Genomic DNA, 17901 nt, shown 5'->3' with positions numbered 1-17901 from the left:
TCAGACCCCGAGCTCATCCCACAATTCCTGGGCGGGGCGGGTCTCACGGCCGTCTGCCTCGAAGCGCACCAACGCCTGCTGTGCCCATACCTGTTCTTCCTGCTGTTCAAGATAATCAAGTACAGCAGAACGTACTAGCTCTTCGGTGCTCGTACCAAGAGCGGAGGAAAGACTCTGTAGCTGTGCCTCTTCAGTAGCTGTAAACTCAACATGCACGGTCATAGGTTTTCTCCTTACTGTGCTTTCCAGTATGGCAAACGGCTGTACTTTCAACAATAGGATATTGTTCTGGGCTTGCTTTCTGTGATGAAGAAGCTGGGAGTATTTTCAGGGATAAGCGCACGGTAAAGTTTTGCCCATGAACACCGCTTTTACTTTTTCAGTAGGTCTGGTACCTAGCCAGCAGGAACTGGTAGATCTCTATACCTCTGTTGGGTGGAGTGCTTACACCGACCACCCTGAAAACCTGGTGCCCATGTGCACCGGTAGTCTTTACCTGGCGGTGGCTCGTGAGGACGCTACGGGTCGACTTGCCGGGCTGGTACGGGCCGTCGGCGATGGGGTCAGCACTAGCTATATTCAAGACCTACTCATTAACCCGGACTCTCAGAAGTACGCCCTAGGCCCGCCCCTTACAATGGGCTCGGGCTGTTTCTTCGTCGATAACCCGCATTTCCTGGGTCAGCGGGGCGCCGGACACCCACCGGTCGCGTGAAGCCGGGCGGCGGCGTCCTAACCGCAAGCGAGGTCGGGGCACCTTGAGCTGAACCGGCTTCGGCAGCTGCCAGCGGCGCCACCGCGCCAAAATGCCCACGACCAGGCAGGTCACAATAGAAAGAGCCATGCCCAGCACCTGCCGGTCCCACAGCACCACGCACAAGGGCAACCTCACAAGCCCCCACAAAAGCCACCGTGGCATAGAGCGGGCTCCCGCCCAAAATTGCCGGAATACGGTTGACCATAATGCCGCGCAGAGCCCCACCGCCCAACAGACCGTTGGTGACAATAGTGGCAACATCAATCACGCGGAACCAGGTCTCTGGCTCAAAATTAAAAGGGGGTATTTACTCGGTCCACTCGCCGCCGGACACCAGGGGGTAGCGCTCGCGCAGCTGCGCCTGCTTGCTCACCGGTGGAATGTAGACCCAGGCGGTGACCTGCTCACCGGCGTCCGTTACCACCTCGGCCAGCACCCGGTTGTAGAGGTTGTCATCGTGCACAGGACGCGCGGGGTCGGTTCCCTCAAGCTCATCGAGGGACGCGGCAACGGCCTCCCAGTCGGCGGGGTCTACGAAAACCAGGGTGCCGCGCACTACCGGGGCGTCTTGCCCGGCGGCGTCGCTGCCGACCGGTGCGGACGCCGGGAGCAGGTAGGGGTAGGAGCCGTTCGTGACCAGCTCGTAGCCGGTAATAGTCGCGTCAGTGCGGTTAGAATCAGCCCCGCGGAACCAGCGATTATTACTCATGCCGGGGCGCAGGGTGCCGTAAACAAAAACGGGGTGGTGGGCTATCATGCCTCTATCGTACCCATGAGGTGCACTCAGAAAGTTAGGTGGCGCAGGCTCACAGCGAGCGCGAGCCTGCTTCACCTATTCGCTTACTTGAGCACCGTCGGCACGAACCGGCAGTAACCGTCGGTAATTGCCCCGTCTGATTCGCGCACGCCGAAGCCTACGGAGCGTCCGCCCACCACCCAGGCCCCGATGATGGGGTAGTTGGGTTCGCCGGCGTCCCCGGTGAAGTTGGGCGGCTGAACGTACTGCTGGTAGATGTACTCGTGGTCGGCGGCGGTTTCGGTCATGTAGCCGTCGGTGTGGGCAACCTGTACCCCGTGGGTTGGGGCGTTCACCACGATACCGTCGCCCTCTCGCCCAAAGATGGGTTTCTTGACCCAGTTGGTGAAGCCATGGTCGGGTGATAAGGACGCCGGCAGCAGCAGCGGGTGCCCTGGAAAGAGCTCCCAGAGGGCCACCATCAGTACCTTGTTGGAGAGGAACATCTTCCAGGCCGGTTCAAACCAGTTCTCCATGGCAGCGTAGCCGCCGTTGAAGAGGACCTGCCCGTAGGCGTCCTCAACCATGTCTTCCCAGGGGTAGAGCTTGAAGAGGTTGTGCACCTGCCGGTCGTGGTGATCGAGCCAGATGCGGCGGTCGGCGTCCCAGTAGAGGTCGTCGATGCGCATGATGTGGGTTTCCCAGCCTGCCATGTGCGCGGCGTGGGCTACGACCTTGAGGTTTTCAAGGTCCTCGCCGAGCTCGTCGATGTCTTCGTTCACGCAGGCCAGGTGCAGAACCGGGTGCTTGATGCGCTGGCGGATCTGGGCCCAGCGGGCAACGAAGGCGTTACCGAGGTCGTTCCACTCTTTGAAGCCGCGCAAATCCAGGCGCTGGTCGTTGAACCAGGTGGATTGGCTGACCGCCGCCTCCACCAGGCCGGTGGGGGTATCGGCGTTGTATTCCAGGATTTTGAGCGCGTGAGTCTCGGGGTTGTAGACAAAATCAAAGCGGCCGTAGAAGTCGTATTCGTGCCAGCGCCAGGAATCAATTGCCAGCTTCAGCGCAGCGTCACTCAGCCCCAGCTTGTACTTGAGGGGGCCGGCAATGATGTGGTCGATGGCCGCAACGCACATGCGGTGGGCTTCTTCGACCTGCTCCTGCAGCCAGAGGGCCTCGGCCACGGTGAACTCGTAGGCAGCAAACTCGTTCCAGTAGTGGTCGGTGTCGTCAGGGCCTTCGAGCGAATAGACCAGCCCCTCAGTGGCAATGGTCTGCTCCCAGTTATGGCGCCCCAGGGGGAAGGACAGTCGTCTCATCGGCCTTAGCCTCCCTTGATTCCGCCGCCGGTCTTCGACCCGCCGCCAAAGCCGCCACGACTCTTCTTGGTGGTGGTGTCTTTGTTAGCGTCCCGATTAAAACCGCCGTAGGAGTCCCCACTCTGGCTCGACTTCACCTGCGAGTTCTCCACAGTGTACGAGCTCTTAGACTCCCGGAAAGACTCCGCAAACCCGCCACCTTGCGAGGGCAGGTTACGGAAGATCGTGCCGTCAGACGGGCGGCTCTCCGAACCGCCTGCCACCTTCTCACCAACCTTGGGCAGGGTCGATGACGAAGAATAGGGTACCCAGTACGACCGTCCGGTCCCGCCTCCGCCGCCACTGCTGCTGGAACCTGCGCCGCTGCCGTCCTCACACTCGGAGTTCTCCAGGCGCTGCCCTGTGCCGGGGTCGTAGCAAATCTCGGCGTACTCCTTGGAGCTGCCACTGATTTGGGAACTGGTGGAGGAACGTCCGCCCTGCTTCTGCGACGACGAGGACGAACCACCCACCAGGGGCGCCACACGGGCAGGGGTAGCGTGGTTGGTGGCGCCAATACCGATAATGGCTGCCCCGCCCGCAAGCAGGGCAAGCACGGTCTTGGTCGTGCGTGAGAACCTGGGCATAGAATCTCCCGATGGTAGGTGAGTGCGTTCCCTCCCATTTTATGTCGGGTAGGCGCTCACCTGCGCAGGGGGGCGGGGCGGGCAGGCGGACGCGGACGCGCGAGGCATCTCAGGTGCCTTTAGCGGGTTGCCAGCACCTGGGCGATAGCTTCGAGAGCTTCCTCGTTCTGCAGGGATGAGGTATCGCCCAGGGCCCGGCCCTGGTAGAGCTCCCCGAGTAGGCGGCGGGTGATCTTGCCGGAGCGGGTCTTAGGAATATCAGCTACCGCGATGACGTCCTTGGGCTTTGCAATCGGCCCAATCTCGTGGCGGATATACTCGGTCAGCGCTTTCTTGAGCTCTTCGGCGCTTAGGGCGCGGCCGGCCTCAGAGAGGGTCACATAGGCAACCGCCTGGTGGCCGGTCAGCTCGTCCTCCACCGGGCAGACCCCGGCCTCTACCACAGCCTCATGGGTGACCAGGGCAGACTCAATCTCAATGGTCGACAGGCGGTGGCCCGAAATGTTAATAACATCGTCTATGCGGCCCAGAATGTAGACATCACCCTCCTCATCGACCTTGGCGCCGTCACCGGCCAGGAACCAGCCGCGCTCGCCGTAGTGGCGCCAGTAGGAATCGAGGTAGCGCTGGGGGTTGCCCCAGACCGTGCGGGCCATGGACGGGCCAATCTTATCGACCACAATGAAGCCCTGCAGGCCGGGCTCAACCTCGGCCCCGTGCTCATCGACCACGCGGGTTGAGATCCCCGGAACCGCCCGTGTCGCACAGCCGGGCTTGGACGCCGTGTGGGGGGTGCCGTCCGCGAAGGTGCCAGCGGGCGCGAACTGGGGGTCGTGCGGACGCGGTGAGCACACGGTCGAGCCGGTTTCGGACTGCCACCAGGTATCGATAAAGGACGCGGTGCCCCCGCCCACATGCGTGCGCAGCCACCGCCAGGCCTCAGGGTTGATGGACTCACCCACAGACCCCAGCAGGCGCACCGACGAGAGGTCGTACTTGCCGGCGGGCGGGCCGTCGGGGAAGGCACCCATGAGGGAACGAATCAGGGTGGGGGCGGTGTAATAGTTGGTGACCCCGTAGCGTTCAATCACCTCGAAGTGGCGCTCGAAGGTAGGGGTGTTGGGGGTGCCCTCGTAGATCACCTCGGTGACGCCGTTGAGCAGCGGCCCGTAGATTTCGTAGGTGTGGGCGGTCACCCAGGCCAGGTCGGCGGTACACCAGTGAACGGTGTTCTCGACCTTGGCGGGGTCGTTGACGGTAGCTAGCTCGTCCACGCGGCGCTGGCCCTGCTCGTCCTCAACCTCGGGGAGCAGGTCAAAGAGCAGGGCGTGGGTGTAGGCAACCTGGGTCAGGTAGCCCGCGGACGTGTGCACCAGGCCCTTGGGCTTACCCGTGGTGCCGGAGGTGTAGATGATAAAGAGCGGGGTTTCAGCGTCAAAGAGCTGGTAATCGTGGGTGTCGGGCAGGTCGTCGACCAGGTCGTGGTACCAGACGTCGCGGCCCTCGGTCCAGGGCACAGTGGCGTGGGCTTCGGGGGTGCCCGCGGTGCGGTCAACCACAATAACGTGCTCGATATTGTTCTCACCCGAGCAGGCTTCGTCGGCGGTGGCCTTAACCGGGACCACGGTGCCGCGGCGGTTCTGCCCGTCAGTGGTAATGAGCACCTTAGCGCCGGTATCTTCCACGCGAAACTTCAGGGCCTCAGCCGAGAAACCGCCGAAGACCAGGGAATGAATCGCGCCAATGCGGGCGCAGGCTAGGGTGAAGATGATGGTTTCGGGAATCACCGGCAGGTAAATGACCACGCGGTCGCCCTTGCCGATGCCCAGCTTCTCCAGGCCGTGGGCTGCCTTAGCGATCCGGCGCTGCAGCTCGGTATAGGTAATGGCCTCGCGGTCACCGGGTTCACCCTCAAAGTAGAGGGCCACCTTATCGCCCTTACCCGCTTCAACGTGCCGGTCTACGCAGTTGTAGGCAACGTTCAGCTCGCCGCCCTCGAACCACTTAATCTCGGGCACAGTGAACTGCTCGATACCCTCATCATCGAGGCCCAGGCTCTGCGGCTTGGCGAAGGTGTGAGGGTTAGCTTCGTCGAAGAGCTCACCCCAGGTCAGGCGGGCCTTGGCCTGGTCAGTCCAGAACCGGATTCGGGCCTCATCTGTGATGAGCGCCGGGTTGGGTGTGGGGTTGAAAGGGTCGGTGTACACAAAGTCGGCAGGTGCGCCCAAGGGTATCTCCCATCGGTAGCTGGCTGTAGCACCGGCGCCGAACTCGAATCAGTAACCCTTCGATTAACAGTCGAATGAAATTGAGCCTGCGACCCCTTGACCCCCAGTCAAGTGCCCCTACCCCTTCGGGGCGGGTAGCTGATGCGTCAGTAGGTTCAGGTTGTCGGCGTGGTTGCTGCGATCGTCGTAGAGCCAGGTCTCTCGTATCGCTCGTGATGGACAAAATCTCTTTCAGGGTAAGCACCTGCGGGCTGCTGTTACTAAACCGTGACGCCCCTTAACGTTTATGACGCCGCGTGACGCGCGTCCGTCCGCCTGCGTCCGCCGCCCCCGAATGTAACCGAAACCTTTATCTGCGCGTTCAAAGAACATGCATATGAAGGTTTTGACGACATTCGCCAAGAGCACGCCACATTACCGAACCCCGGCATTGACTAAAAGAACGCGTAAATTTTCCGGGTGATGCACGATGTCCTCCCACTGCACCCTAATGACCCGGTACCCGAGTTTCTCAAGGTCACGGTGGCGTCTTTTCTCAGCGCGGATAGCTGCCCCAGGGTCGCCGTAGGTGCCATCATATTTAACGTAACCGTCGACTTCTAAGATGAGTTTGAGCTCTTCCCACAGAAAGTCGGGGCGGTAGTAAGAACTCCCCATCCAAATGGTGGCCTGTTCCTTGGGCGGGGTGAACCCCCACATCGCAATTCGATAGCGGGTCACCGTTTCTGCAGGCGATTCTGAGCGTTCGCTCATGAGACGACTGACCTCACGCGCGTTTCTGACCCCTTTGCAACGTAAACCCGTGATGCTACTGGTGAAATCAGAGGCTGCGATGAGCCCTTGGTTGAGAAAAAAGTCCACGATACACAGGGCATCAAGTATGGGCAGAGTCAGCGCACAGTCGACTGCTGTTTGTAGGGGAGGAGTGACAAAAGCTCCTTGATGGAAGACAGCAGATGAGCACTCTGTCTCTCGGGCACGGCTGACATGGACTTTTCGGGTAGAGCGGACGGTCTCCGTTGGATGGCTGACCCAAATCTTGCGGGGGAGCCGCAGCAGAGGCGCTGCCCACCAGAGTGCTGCAGATACATGACTGAGCACGAAGTCTGATCTGGTTTTGAGAAACCCTACGTGTTGGGCGATGCAGCGGGCGCGGGCGTCCCAGCTGTTCCAGGTGGAGGTCTTGATGTAGGCTCCGTGGCAGATGCGACGAAGGGTTCCGCCCTGGCAGGCCCTGGTGATGCTTGATGATGATTGCCCAAGGTGGCGGAGCTCAGCGGAGGTTTTTACGTCGGTAAAGAATTGTTCCATGCCATGAATGTCTCGGAAGATTTCGTCCATGACAAGGGGCTATACATAAATTGTGGATAACTCGGGGTATTTTGTGCGGGTCTGTGCCTTTATGGGTGTGTATGACGTCGGAGCGGCTGTTTTCCACAGGGGAGCTTCACCAGTGCTGTAGGTAGCCAAAAGCTTCATCTGCGCGTTCAAAGAACATGCAGATGAAGCTTTCGGTTACATTCGAGGACGGGGCGTGCCTGAACTTCAGCCCGGCGCGTCCGCCCGCCCTTTCTTCTAGTTGCTGGGGAACCGGGCCTTGACCCAGCGTTCGAACACACCCAGCAGGGCGTTGGTGATTTTACCCAGGATAGCCAGCAGGACGATGGCCAGCAGTAGGCGGTCGGTGCGGCCGTTGTTCTGGGAGTCGGTGAGCAGGAAGCCCAGGCCCATCGAAGCACCGAGCAGTTCGGCGGCGACCAGGAAGAGCCATGCCTGCGCCAGGGCCAGCCTCAGACCCGAGACCACAGCGGGCAGAACGGCAGGTAGCTGCACGGTGGTAAAGAGGTTGATACCGCGGACGCCGAAGGTTCGGGCAGCCTCAACCAGCTTGGGGTCCACGTGGGCTAGAGCCGCCGAAACCGTGGTATAGACCGGGAAGAAGGCACCGATAGCGATGAGGGCGACTTTGGAGTTCTCACCAATACCGATCCAGAGCAACAGCAGGGGCACCCAGGCTAGCGACGGTACAGCGCGCAGGGCCCCGATGGTGGGAGCGGCGAGCACCTGGGCCCAGCGGGAGAGCCCTACCCAGGCTCCGAGCACCAGCCCGAGGATAGCCCCGATGCTGAAGCCCAGAACCACGCGCTGGGTCGAAATAGCAACGTGCAGGCCGAGCTGATCGCGTCCTGCCAGATCAAGGGCGGCAGCAACCACCTTCGAGGGGGCAGGCAGCTGCACCGCACTAAAGACCCCGGCGGTGCTCAGGTACTGCCAGAGCGCCAGAAGAACCAAGGGAAGCAGGGCACCGAGCCAGGGTACCCAGCGGCGGGTGAGCAGGGGTCGGCGGGGTACCTTCGCGGACGCCGGTGTTTCGGTGCGCGCCAGGCGGCGGTGGGTTGCCGGTTGGGTGGTGAGAGCAGGGGTAACTGACATGATTACTCAGCCACCAGGGTTGAAACGCGGGCGGGGTCGGCCTTCTGGGCAAAGGTGTCGTTGACGATGCTGCCCAGGGCGGTGTCTACTTCGCCCTGTGAGGCAACATCGCCGGATTCAACCAGGTAGGGGCCGACCTTTTCAAGCACGGCGAGCTGCTTGTCGCCGGGTACGTTATCGATGTCAAGGTAGGTGCGGTCCCAGACAACCTGGGCGGTTTCAAGCTCAATTCCGGAGCCGTCCGCCAGGATCTGTACGGCCTCTTGCTCGTTGGCGAGTGCCCAGTCGCGGGCGTATTCGTAGATATCAACGATGGCCTGGGCGGCTTCGGGGTCGCTCTCGATGAACTCCTCGGTGGCGTTCAAGAAGCCGTAGGTGTTGAAGTCAACGTTGCGGTAGAAGAGGGTGTTGCCGTCCTCAATTTCGGCGCTGGCCATGATAGGGTCAAGGCCGCTCCAGGCGTCTACGGTGCCCTGGTTGAGGGCGGTGCGGCCGTCGGCGTGCTGGAGCTGCTCGATGGTGACCTCATCGGGCGATACACCTGCTTCTTCAAGAGCTTGGAGCAGGAAGAAGTAGGGGTCGGTGCCCTTGGTGACGGCTACCTTTTTACCGGCCAGGTCTTTCACCGATGAGATACCGGTGTCGGTGCGGGTCACCAGAGCGGACCACTCGGGCTGGGAGTAGAGATCAATCACCTGAATGGGGGAGCCGTTGGAACGAGCCAGCAGGGCAGCTGAGCCCGCGGTGGAACCCACATCAATGGCGCCAGAACGCAGAGCCTCATTCGCCTTATTTGATCCAGCGGACTGTACCCACTCGACGTCCTTACTCTGCTCTTCCAGGGCGGTCTCAAGCCACCCCTTTTCCTTGATAATCAGGGAGAGTGGGTTGTAGGTGGCGTAGTCGATGGTGACGGTGGTGTTGCCCGCTGCGGCAGAAGTGTCGGCGGTAGAAGCGTTTTCCCCTGCTAGGCACCCGGTCAGTAGTAGGGTGCCGGTTGCGAGCAGGGCAGAGGTAGTGGTGAGACGAGAAATGAGTGACATGTGTGTTCCTAGTGTTCTTCAACGCCGAGTTCGGCCAAAAGTTCTTTACGCAGGGTGGCAAGCGCCGGGTTGCCGCGGTCGCGCGGGCGGTGATCGGGCACCTCAACAATGCGGGCAATCGTCGCGGGCGCGGCGGGGTCCGGCTTACCCAGCACAATCACCCGGTCTGAGAGGTAGAGTGCTTCTTCCACGTCGTGGGTGACCAGCAGGACGGTGGCCGGGTCGTGGGCATGAATATCGAGCAGCAGGTCCTGCATGTTGATGCGAGTCAGGGCATCGAGAGCGCCGAAGGGCTCATCGAGCAGAAGGATGCCGGGGTTCCGTGCCAGTGCCCGGGCCAGGGATGCGCGCTGAGCCATGCCACCGGAAATCTCACGGGGGCGGTGCTGGGCGTAGTCTGCCAACCCCACAACGTCCAGAAGGCGGGCAACCTGCTCGCGGGCAACGTCCTTGGGGGTGCCCTTGGGCAGACCCAGCGCCACGTTCTTCTCAACGGTGCGCCAGGGCAGTAGGCGCGGTTCCTGGAAGCCGATAGCTACACGGGAATCGAGACCCCGTACCGGGCTACCGTCGATGGTAACGGTACCGGCGGTCGCAGCCCCCAGACCGGCAGCAGCCCGCAGCAGGGTTGATTTGCCGCAGCCCGAGGAACCAATAATCGAGATAATCTCACCCGGGTAGGCGGTAAAAGAAACGTTTTTAAGGACGGTGCGGGTCTCCCCGCGCTCGCCGATGAAGGTCTTGCCGACGGCATTGAAGTCGATTTCGCAGGCGGTGAGGGTGGTGGGGGTGCCTTCTAGCGTGGGTGCGCTCATGCTTTCTCCATCGTCTCTTGGCGTTAGCACCGACCCCTGGGGTAGGGAGGTTGCTGCGACGTCGTGGAGCCAAGTCTCTCGGTCGCTCTGGATGGTTAACGCTTTCAACGCTAGGGGCGTTTGGTGGAACTGGGCAAGAGTATGACGCGGTATTTCGGCCGGTTACGAGTGTGACGCTGTGGGTTGATCTGACCGGAACCCGCAGACGTCCGTAACAGAGCTCAACACGCGCCACAATGTGAAACGTAGCCCGAGATGCTTGCACCTGGGCGGGCTGGGCGGGCTACACTAAATCTCAAGATCAAGAGTCCCAACGTCAAGCTCTGGCTAGTTGGGCGGCAACCCTCTCCCGTAGCGGGGTGCCCCAGATGAGGATCAGGCAGTAATGCAAGTACGGCGCAACCAGGCGCCACCTCCGCGAAGGCTCGGCGCCTTTTACTTTGGGTAAGGACGCCAGTGGCAGCACGGGCGCGGAGGGCCAAGCACCACCTGTGAAAGGGCCCGGTTCATGACCGAGAAGAAGCGCATCGTCGTCAACGCCTTCGATATGACCACCACCAGCCACCAGAGCTTTGGCCTGTGGCGTCACCCCCGCAACCGCGCGGATGAGTACAACACCATCAAGTACTGGACCGACCTGGCTAAGGTCTGCGAGAAGGGCCTCTTTGATGCGGTCTTCATTGCGGATGTGGTCGGTGTTTACGATGTCTACAAGGATTCAGTAGCTCCCGTGCTGAAGGACGGCGCCCAGGTTCCTGTGGGTGACCCCTTCCTGCAGATTTCTGCTATGGCTGCTGTCACCGAGCACCTGGGCTTTGGCGTTACCGCTGCCGTGACCTACAACCAGCCCTACACCCTGGCCCGCTCCTACTCCACCCTGGATCATCTGACCGGTGGCCGCGTGGGCTTCAACGTGGTGACCTCCTACCTGCAGTCTGCTGCTGAGAACCAGGGTCTGCCCGGTCAGATTGAGCACGATGAGCGGTACGAGATTGCCGAAGAGTTCCTCGACGTCTGCTACAAGCTGTGGGAAGGCTCCTGGGAGGACGGCTCTGTGCCCCGCGACCGTGAAAACGGTATCTTCGCTGACCCCTCTAAGGTTCACCCTATCCTGCACAAGGGCAAGTACTTCCAGGTACCCGGCATCGCCCTGACCGAGCCTTCACCCCAGCGCACCCCGGTGATTTTCCAGGCCGGTGCGTCCTCCCGCGGCCAGGCTTTCTCAGGCCAGCACGCCGAGGCTATCTTCATCACCGCCCTGCGCCCCCACCTGACTAAGGTGCTGACCGAGCGCATCCGCAACGAGGCTGAAAAGGCCGGCCGCAAGCGTGATGACGTGAAGATTCTGGCTATGCTCTCCGTTGTTGTGGACGAGACCGACGAGAAGGCTCAGGCCAAGTACGCCGAGTACCTCAAGTACCAGAACGTTGAGGCATCCCAGGGCATCATCGGCGGCTGGAGCGGTCTTGACCTGGATCAGTTCGATGAGGACGAGGCCCTTAAGTACGTTGAGACCGAGTCGATCCAGTCCTTCCTGACCCCCTTCACCCTGCAGGATAAGGAGAAGGAGTGGACCCGCAAGGACATCGCCGAGCACTGCGCCACCGGTGGCATGGGTGCGGTTCTGGTGGGTTCACCCCAGACCGTTGCCGATGAGCTGGAGAAGTGGATTGATGAGGGCGGCCTGGACGGCATTAACCTTGCCTACCATGTGTCCCCCGGCTCCTTCGAGGACTTCGTCGAGTTCGTTGTTCCCGAGCTGCAGAAGCGCGGCCGCTACCGCACCGCCTATGAGGGCTCCACCCTGCGCGAGAGCCTCTTCGGTGAGGGCAACAAGTACGTGGACGAGCGCCACCCGGCTGCCAAGTACCGCGGCGCCTACGCGGGCAAGCCCTCCGTTGCCGACACCCCGGCCCGTGACTTCCTCAAGCTAGCGATTGAGAACGCCGAGAAGGCTGAGGCCGCAGGCCACTAGTTCTTCTGAGATAAGGACGCCGCCCCGCGCCTTCCTGCCATCGGGCAGGGGAGTGCGGGGCGGCGTCCTTATCTTCTTTATGCTGTGCCGACGGTTAGAGCAGGGCGCTCCACAGGCGGCAGAGGTTCTCGGCAATCTTCTGGTGGGCAGGGCGGTTGACCCACTCGTCGTAGCGCAGACGCTTACAGCGGGAGATGTAATCCCGGGCAACCTCTTCGAGCTCCTGCACCATGGGCTTACCCACGATAAAGGTGGAAACCTCAAAGTTGAGGGCGAATGAGCGGGGGTCCATGTTGGAGGAACCGATGAAGGTGATTTCGTCGTCCACAATCATGAACTTGGAGTGCAGTACGGTGGGGCCGGGGTACTGCTGAATCTTCACACCCGAACGAAGCAGCTGCTCGTAGTAGGAGCGCTGGCCCATAATTGGCAGGAACTGGTCACCCTTTTCGCAGACAATCAGGGTCACGTTGATACCTGAGAGGGACATATTGGTGAGCGCCTGCAGCAGGGTTTCTTCGGGTACGAAGTAGGGGGAGCAGATGATGATACGTTCTTCTGCGTTGTAAATCAGGTGGTTGATCAGGCGCAGGTTGTTTTCGGTTTCGAAACCGGGGCCAGAAGGCACGATTTGGGCGAGCGGACGCTGGCCCTCCTGCCCTGCCTCGTCGTGGGCTTCGATGTCGGCGTCAATTTCGTCGAGTAGGAGTTCCTTGGTCTCGGCATACCAGTCAGAGACGAACACCGCGTTGAGCTCGTGCACCACGGGGCCGGTGCAGAAGAAGGAGAGGTCCTTCCATTCCAGACCCTTTTTGATGTTGCCCTTGAGGTTATAGGTGCGGTCGATGGCGTTCTGGGAGCCGGAGAAGGCAATCTCGCCGTCAATGACCACAATCTTGCGGTGGTTGCGCAGGTCGGGGCGCTGCCACTGGCCCTTCCAGGGCTTGAGGGGGAGCATGAGCCGCCAGGGCACCCCGGCTTCGTTGAGCTTGCGCTGAAGTTCCCGCCAGCGGGGGTACTTGCGGGAGCCGATATGGTCGATGAGCACATGCACCGCAACCCCGCGCTGGTGGGCCCGCACCAGGGCATCCCAGAGGGGCTCGGTGGTTGAATCGAGGGCGGTGATGTAGAACTCGAAGTGAACGTACTTCTTAGCCTGGTCGATTCTCTCGGCAATTTCCTGTAGGGCCACATTGTTATCGTGCCGCAGTTCAAAGTCGTTACCGCCAATTAGCGGTAGGGCACCGAGCTTGTAGTTGAGGTTAGCTGCCACCCGCGCAGGCTCAGAGAGCACCGGGTCGCCCAGCACCGCGTCGTCCCCCTGAATCGCTTCTTTAATGATCTGATTCATGCTGCGCTGGCGACTGCGGCGGTGCCTGGGCACCAGGTTGGAGCCAAACACCAAGAAGGCGAAGAGACCCACAAAGGGGATAAAGAAAATCGCCATTAGCCAGCCGAGCGCCACCACCGGTTTGCGGTTATAGGGCAGCCAGAAAATCACGGTCAGACGAATCAGCAAGTCAATCACCAGCAGGGTAATTGAAGCCCACTGCGGGAGGCTCAGCAAGTCAATTAGGGGAGGAAGGCCTAGGTTCACCTTTCCCATTTTACCGGGGCAGCCAGCTTCGCGGGGCTACACGTCCAAATCTGTACCAGCCCCTGCAATAGACTGGTGGTGTGAAAAACCCGAGAAGTCTGCGCGCCAGCAGCGCCGCGAGCGAACCCACACCGCGATTCACGAGGCCGCGCTCAAACTTGTGCTTGAGAAGGGCCTCAAAGCCACCACTACCGACGAAATCGCTGAAGCCGCCGGGGTCAGCCCCCGCACCCTCTTCAACTACTTCGCGGGCAAAGAGGACGCTGTGCTGGGCCTGCGCGCCCCCGTCATCACCGATGACATCCTGCAGCGCGATGATGCCCGCCAGGATCTCTACATCTTTGAGCGCGTCGCCCACCTGATGCTCGACATTATGGTCGCGTCGGTTGACAGCCCCACCTACCCGCAGGTGCGTCCCCTAGTGCAGGAATACCCGGAGCTGCGCTACCGCCTGAAAACCCACCATATCGAGTGTGAAAAGACCCTGGCTGACCTGCTGCGCACCGTCAACTGGGTGGAGTTCAGTGCGAGCGGCCGCCGCGGCCCCTGGCCCTACCTGCCCGAGAACGAGGCGGACGCGGGCACCTCAGAACCCCGCCTGCGTGCAGCCCTCTGTATCACCTCGGCCCTGCTCCGCTACCTGGACTACACCCGCGGCGTCCCCGAGGGTGAAGAACGCGATGAGGTAATCCGCGAGGCCGTACAGACCTTCCGCCACCTGCTGCGCGAAGACTAGTTGCGGCACGCCCGTCATGCGGCGTCACGGGTAGACTCAGCAGGGCTCCACAGGGGTAAAGTGGCTAATGGGCGCCCCGCGCCTAAAATTTGGAACAAAGGAGTAGACCATGAAGATTCTTCTGCCAACATCCATCACCCTCGACCAGAGTGCCCTCGGCACAGAACCCGGCGACGAGCTAGTCAGCTACGACCCGGCCGTCAACATCGCCCCCGAACACCACGACGCCGATGTGCTCGTAGCCTGGGGCAACACCAACGACCAGCTCAAGGACGCCGCAGCCCACCTCCAGCAGGTAGAGCTAGTTCAGGCCCTGCTGGCTGGGCCCGATCAGGCACGGGCCGCGGGCTTCCGCCCCGAGGCCGTCATCGCCTCCGGTAGCGGCCTGCACTCAAAGACCGTTGCCGAACACACCCTGGCCTTGGCCCTGAACTTTGTACGCTTCCTACCCACCCTGGCAGAGCACCAGGCACAGAAGAACTGGGCGACCGAACTAGGCGGCCCCCAGGAACTGCACCCGGCCAATCAGGTCACCACCCTGCTCGGCGCCAAGGTCACCATCTGGGGCTTTGGCTCTATCGGCCAGGCCACCGCCCGCCTCTTCGATGCCTTCGGGGCCGATGTCACCGGCATTGCCCGCTCAGCAGGTGAACGTGCGGGCTTCCCCGTGGTCGCCACCGATGACATCGACTCGGTCCTAGAAACCACCGACATTCTGGTCATGATCCTGCCCAACTCCGAGGAAACCAAGAACTCCCTCGACACCGCCCGCTTGGCCAAGCTACCCCAGCGCGCCTACGTCATCAACGTCGGCCGCGGCCCCACCGTCAACGAGGCAGACCTCATCGAAGCCCTCAACTCGGGCAGCATTGCTGGCGCCGCTGTCGACGTTGTAGTCGAAGAACCCCTGCCAGCCAGCGACCCCCTGTGGGACGCCAAGAACATCGTCATCACCCCCCACTCAGCGGGCGGCCGCCCGGTAGAGCCCGAAGCCCTCATCAAGCAGAACCTGCAGGCCCTGCGCGATGCCCGCGCGGGCAAGGACGCCGACTGGCGCAACAAGATGAACTAGGTGTATTAGGTACACAAAAGGAGCTCCACCATAATCTGGTGGAGCTCCTTTTAGTTGCCTTTAGCTGACGACGTGGCCGGTTTCGTCCAGCAGCTTGGCGCGCAGTTCGCGGCGCTCAGCCTGGGCGTCCGGGTCGGGCAGCGGAACAGCGGCCAGCAGGCGCTGGGTGTAGACCTCGCGGGGATGGCGCAGAATCTGCTCGCGCGGCCCCTGCTCTACGATCTCGCCACGGCGCATCACCGCGATACGGTCGGCCAGGGCGTCGATGACTGCCAGGTCGTGGGTAACGAAGAGGCAGGCGAAGCCCATTTCTTCCTGGAGTTCCTGGAAGAGCTCAAGCACGCGGGCCTGCACCGATACGTCCAGAGCCGAGGTGGGCTCGTCCGCGATGAGTAGCTTGGGCTTGAGGGAGAGGGCGCGGGCGATACCGACGCGCTGCTTCTGGCCGCCGGAGAGCTCATGCGGGTAGCGGTTGCGGTAGGAGCGGGGTAGCTCTACACGATCCAGGAGCTCCTCGATACGCTTCTGCAGCTCGGCTCCCTTGGCGACGCCGGCAAGCATCATGGGCTCACCGATGGATTCGCCGATGGGCAGGCGGGGGTTGAGAGAGGATGAGGGGTCCTGGAAGACCATGCCTACGTGCTTGCGTACTTCGGCCAGGTCCTTGCGGCTGGGCTTGCGCATATCAATGCCGCAGACGTTCAGTTCACCTTCGGCGACCTGTAGGAAGCCTACGGTGGCGCGGCCGATGGTGGACTTACCGGAGCCCGATTCACCCACAAGACCCAGTACCTCACCGGCACGGATTTCGAGGTTGGCGCCGGTGACAGCGCGGAAGGGGCCTACGCGACCTTGCTTGGGGTATTCGAGGGCCACGTCCTTGAGGGAGAGAATGACCTTGCCGGTGCGCTGGGGGGCAACCTGTTCCAGCAGGGCGGTGGCCGGACGCTGGTGCTCGGCTGCGTCGTCAATGGCGGCATTCACGTCGATTTCGTCGCCACCCAGGTGGAGTACGGCGCCGAGTAGGGCCTGGGTGTACTCGTGCTGGGGGTTGTTGAAGACCTCGTGGATTTCTCCGGTTTCAACGATCTGGCCGCGGCGCATCACAGCGACGCGGTCGGCCAGGTCGGCGACTACACCCATGTCGTGGGTAATGAGGATAATAGCTGAGTTGAGCTTCTTCTGCAGGTTGCGCATGAGCTCAAGAATTTCAGCCTGAACGGTCACATCGAGTGCTGTCGTGGGCTCATCGGCAATGAGCAGCTTGGGGTTGGTCGAAAGCGACTGGGCGATCATGGCGCGCTGGCGCTGACCACCCGACATCTGGTGGGGGTAGGAGTTGAAAGCCTTGATGGGGTCGGGCATTTCGACCATCTCAAGCATTTTGATGGCTTCTTCTTTGGCCTCCGCCGGTGAGATGTTCTTGTGCAGGCGCAGGGTCTCAACAATCTGGTCGCCTACGGTCATGACCGGGTTCATGGCGGTCATAGGTTCCTGGAAGATCACGGCGACTTCTTCACCGCGCACACCGAGCAGCTCGGTGTTGGACAGGCCAACGAGTTCGCGGCCGTTGAGCTTAACAGAGCCGGTTACGCGGGCGTTCTTGGGCAGCAGCCCAATCATACCCATGGACGAAACTGACTTACCTGAGCCGGATTCACCCACAATGGCGAGGACTTCACCGGCATGCACCTCGTAGTTGAGGTTCATGGCGGCGGGAACCCAGGTGCGTTCGACGCCGAAGTCAACGCTGAGGTCGCGGACCTCGAGGACCGGCTGGGCGCCGGTTGGCTGAGTGGTTGGTGTATTCACTGGTTTTCCCAACTCTTGGTTGTTTCTGTAGAGGTTAGTGGGGTAGAGCTGTCTCATCTGAGAGAATCAAGAGACTATGAAGTCTCAGTATTTGCAGAACCCTCCGGTGACCTTTCACGTGAAAACCGCCCCCTTCTATACCTGGTGCGCTGTGCTGGTTGCAGCGAGCGTGCTGGTGGCCTTGGCGGTCAGCGGTGGCTTATCAGACCTGCTGACCGGTGGCTGGGGCATTCTCTGGATGGCCTACACGGTGTGGTACGTGCTGGGCCGCTCTCGGCTGGTGGTGGGCGCTGATGAGCTCACCATCTATAACCCCTTTGTGACGCATACGGTCAATTATGCGGCCCTCATCGATGTTTCAACTAAGTACCATCTGACCCTGGTGACTCCCACCAAGCGCTTTCAGGCTTTTGGTCTGCCGTCAAGCGGGATGGTGGCGTCCCTTTCTACCCACCGTCAGGACCTTGAGCGTTTGCCCGCTATCACTTACGGTGCGGAGCGCTCTATCCGGGCTTCGGACCTGCCGAATTCAGCGGCGGGGGCCGTTGCCCTGGTGGTGCGCGGCTACTGGCAGGAGCTGGTTGAGGACGCTGCCCTGGAGGGGGTCTCGCCCCGGCAGGAATCGCGGGTGGACGCCGTCGGGGCGGCTATCTTCGTCCTTCTGCTTCTAGCAGCAGTAGCGGGTCTGGCTTTCTAGGCTCGGGGTAAGCCGGGAGGTTCTGCCTTCTCTATTCGGTTATTAATGAGGCGGT

At 61.4% G+C, this 17901-nt stretch carries 17 protein-coding genes and 2 riboswitches; of the genes, 5 read left to right on the top strand and 12 right to left on the bottom strand.

Annotation, left to right across the window (positions count from 1 at the left end):
• Complete coding sequence (locus tag QM007_RS10105; RefSeq protein WP_283489839.1) at positions 1-222, bottom strand: DUF6290 family protein; 222 nt, start codon at positions 220-222, stop codon at positions 1-3.
• Between the two features lie 136 nt (positions 223-358).
• On the opposite strand from QM007_RS10105, the gene QM007_RS10100 reads away from it, so the two are divergent.
• On the top strand, positions 359-715 hold the full coding sequence (locus tag QM007_RS10100) for a hypothetical protein (RefSeq protein WP_283489838.1): 357 nt from the start codon (positions 359-361) through the stop codon (positions 713-715).
• Here the strand turns inward: QM007_RS10100 and QM007_RS10095 are convergent.
• From QM007_RS10095 to QM007_RS10055, 9 genes are all read right to left on the bottom strand, one after another.
• Positions 633-962, bottom strand: a complete 330-nt coding sequence (locus QM007_RS10095) for a hypothetical protein (RefSeq protein WP_283491026.1) — start codon at positions 960-962, stop codon at positions 633-635. The two genes, QM007_RS10100 and QM007_RS10095, sit on opposite strands and share 83 nt — an antisense overlap.
• 102 nt (positions 963-1064) lie before the next feature.
• Entirely contained in the window at positions 1065-1514 is a 450-nt protein-coding gene (locus QM007_RS10090; protein WP_283489837.1) for a gamma-glutamylcyclotransferase family protein, read from the bottom strand.
• Between the two features lie 83 nt (positions 1515-1597).
• The gene (locus QM007_RS10085) at positions 1598-2812 is read right to left on the bottom strand and encodes a glutathionylspermidine synthase family protein (protein ID WP_283489836.1); all 1215 of its coding nucleotides are present in this window, start codon (positions 2810-2812) and stop codon (positions 1598-1600) included.
• 5 nt (positions 2813-2817) lie between these two features.
• Complete coding sequence (locus tag QM007_RS10080; protein WP_283489835.1) at positions 2818-3438, bottom strand: hypothetical protein; 621 nt, start codon at positions 3436-3438, stop codon at positions 2818-2820.
• A 119-nt stretch (positions 3439-3557) separates the two neighbouring features.
• Entirely contained in the window at positions 3558-5666 is a 2109-nt protein-coding gene (locus tag QM007_RS10075) for an AMP-binding protein (protein WP_283489834.1), read from the bottom strand.
• A 414-nt stretch (positions 5667-6080) separates the two neighbouring features.
• On the bottom strand, positions 6081-7007 hold the full coding sequence (locus tag QM007_RS10070) for a type IV toxin-antitoxin system AbiEi family antitoxin domain-containing protein (RefSeq protein WP_283489833.1): 927 nt from the start codon (positions 7005-7007) through the stop codon (positions 6081-6083).
• A gap of 234 nt (positions 7008-7241) precedes the next feature.
• Complete coding sequence (locus QM007_RS10065; RefSeq protein ID WP_283489832.1) at positions 7242-8099, bottom strand: ABC transporter permease; 858 nt, start codon at positions 8097-8099, stop codon at positions 7242-7244.
• A 2-nt stretch (positions 8100-8101) separates the two neighbouring features.
• A complete protein-coding gene (locus tag QM007_RS10060; protein ID WP_283489831.1) occupies positions 8102-9142 on the bottom strand; it encodes an aliphatic sulfonate ABC transporter substrate-binding protein in 1041 nt (346 codons plus the stop codon).
• An 8-nt stretch (positions 9143-9150) separates the two neighbouring features.
• On the bottom strand, positions 9151-9957 hold the full coding sequence (locus QM007_RS10055; protein ID WP_283489830.1) for an ABC transporter ATP-binding protein: 807 nt from the start codon (positions 9955-9957) through the stop codon (positions 9151-9153).
• A gap of 4 nt (positions 9958-9961) precedes the next feature.
• Positions 9962-10055, bottom strand: a riboswitch (SAM riboswitch).
• A 201-nt stretch (positions 10056-10256) separates the two neighbouring features.
• Positions 10257-10357: riboswitch (SAM riboswitch) on the top strand.
• A gap of 108 nt (positions 10358-10465) precedes the next feature.
• On the opposite strand from QM007_RS10055, the gene QM007_RS10050 reads away from it, so the two are divergent.
• On the top strand, positions 10466-11932 hold the full coding sequence (locus tag QM007_RS10050; RefSeq protein ID WP_283489829.1) for an LLM class flavin-dependent oxidoreductase: 1467 nt from the start codon (positions 10466-10468) through the stop codon (positions 11930-11932).
• Positions 11933-12026: 94 nt separating this feature from the next.
• Here QM007_RS10050 and cls read toward each other — a convergent pair whose 3' ends face one another.
• Complete coding sequence (gene cls, locus QM007_RS10045) at positions 12027-13538, bottom strand: cardiolipin synthase (RefSeq protein ID WP_502949058.1); 1512 nt, start codon at positions 13536-13538, stop codon at positions 12027-12029.
• A gap of 151 nt (positions 13539-13689) precedes the next feature.
• On the opposite strand from cls, the gene QM007_RS10040 reads away from it, so the two are divergent.
• Positions 13690-14265 carry a TetR/AcrR family transcriptional regulator gene (locus tag QM007_RS10040; RefSeq protein ID WP_502949057.1) on the top strand — a complete coding sequence of 192 codons (576 nt, stop codon included), beginning with the start codon at positions 13690-13692 and terminating at the stop codon, positions 14263-14265.
• Positions 14266-14374: 109 nt separating this feature from the next.
• Positions 14375-15337, top strand: coding sequence for an NAD(P)-dependent oxidoreductase (locus QM007_RS10035; RefSeq protein ID WP_283489827.1), 963 nt, complete (start codon positions 14375-14377; stop codon positions 15335-15337).
• 60 nt (positions 15338-15397) lie between these two features.
• On the opposite strand, the gene QM007_RS10030 is transcribed toward QM007_RS10035, so the two are convergent.
• Positions 15398-17149 (bottom strand): ABC transporter ATP-binding protein, encoded by a 1752-nt coding sequence (locus tag QM007_RS10030; protein WP_283489826.1) that lies wholly within the window; start codon positions 17147-17149, stop codon positions 15398-15400.
• Between the two features lie 106 nt (positions 17150-17255).
• Between QM007_RS10030 and QM007_RS10025 the strand changes: the two genes are divergently transcribed.
• Positions 17256-17846 carry a hypothetical protein gene (locus tag QM007_RS10025; protein WP_283489825.1) on the top strand — a complete coding sequence of 197 codons (591 nt, stop codon included), beginning with the start codon at positions 17256-17258 and terminating at the stop codon, positions 17844-17846.
• Positions 17847-17901 lie beyond the last annotated feature (55 nt).

The organism is Rothia sp. SD9660Na, assembly GCF_030064065.1.
Classification (GTDB): Bacteria; Actinomycetota; Actinomycetes; order Actinomycetales; family Micrococcaceae; genus Rothia.
The sequence above is the reverse complement of the archived record's forward strand: the minus strand, read 5'-3'. Positions and strand labels throughout refer to the sequence as shown.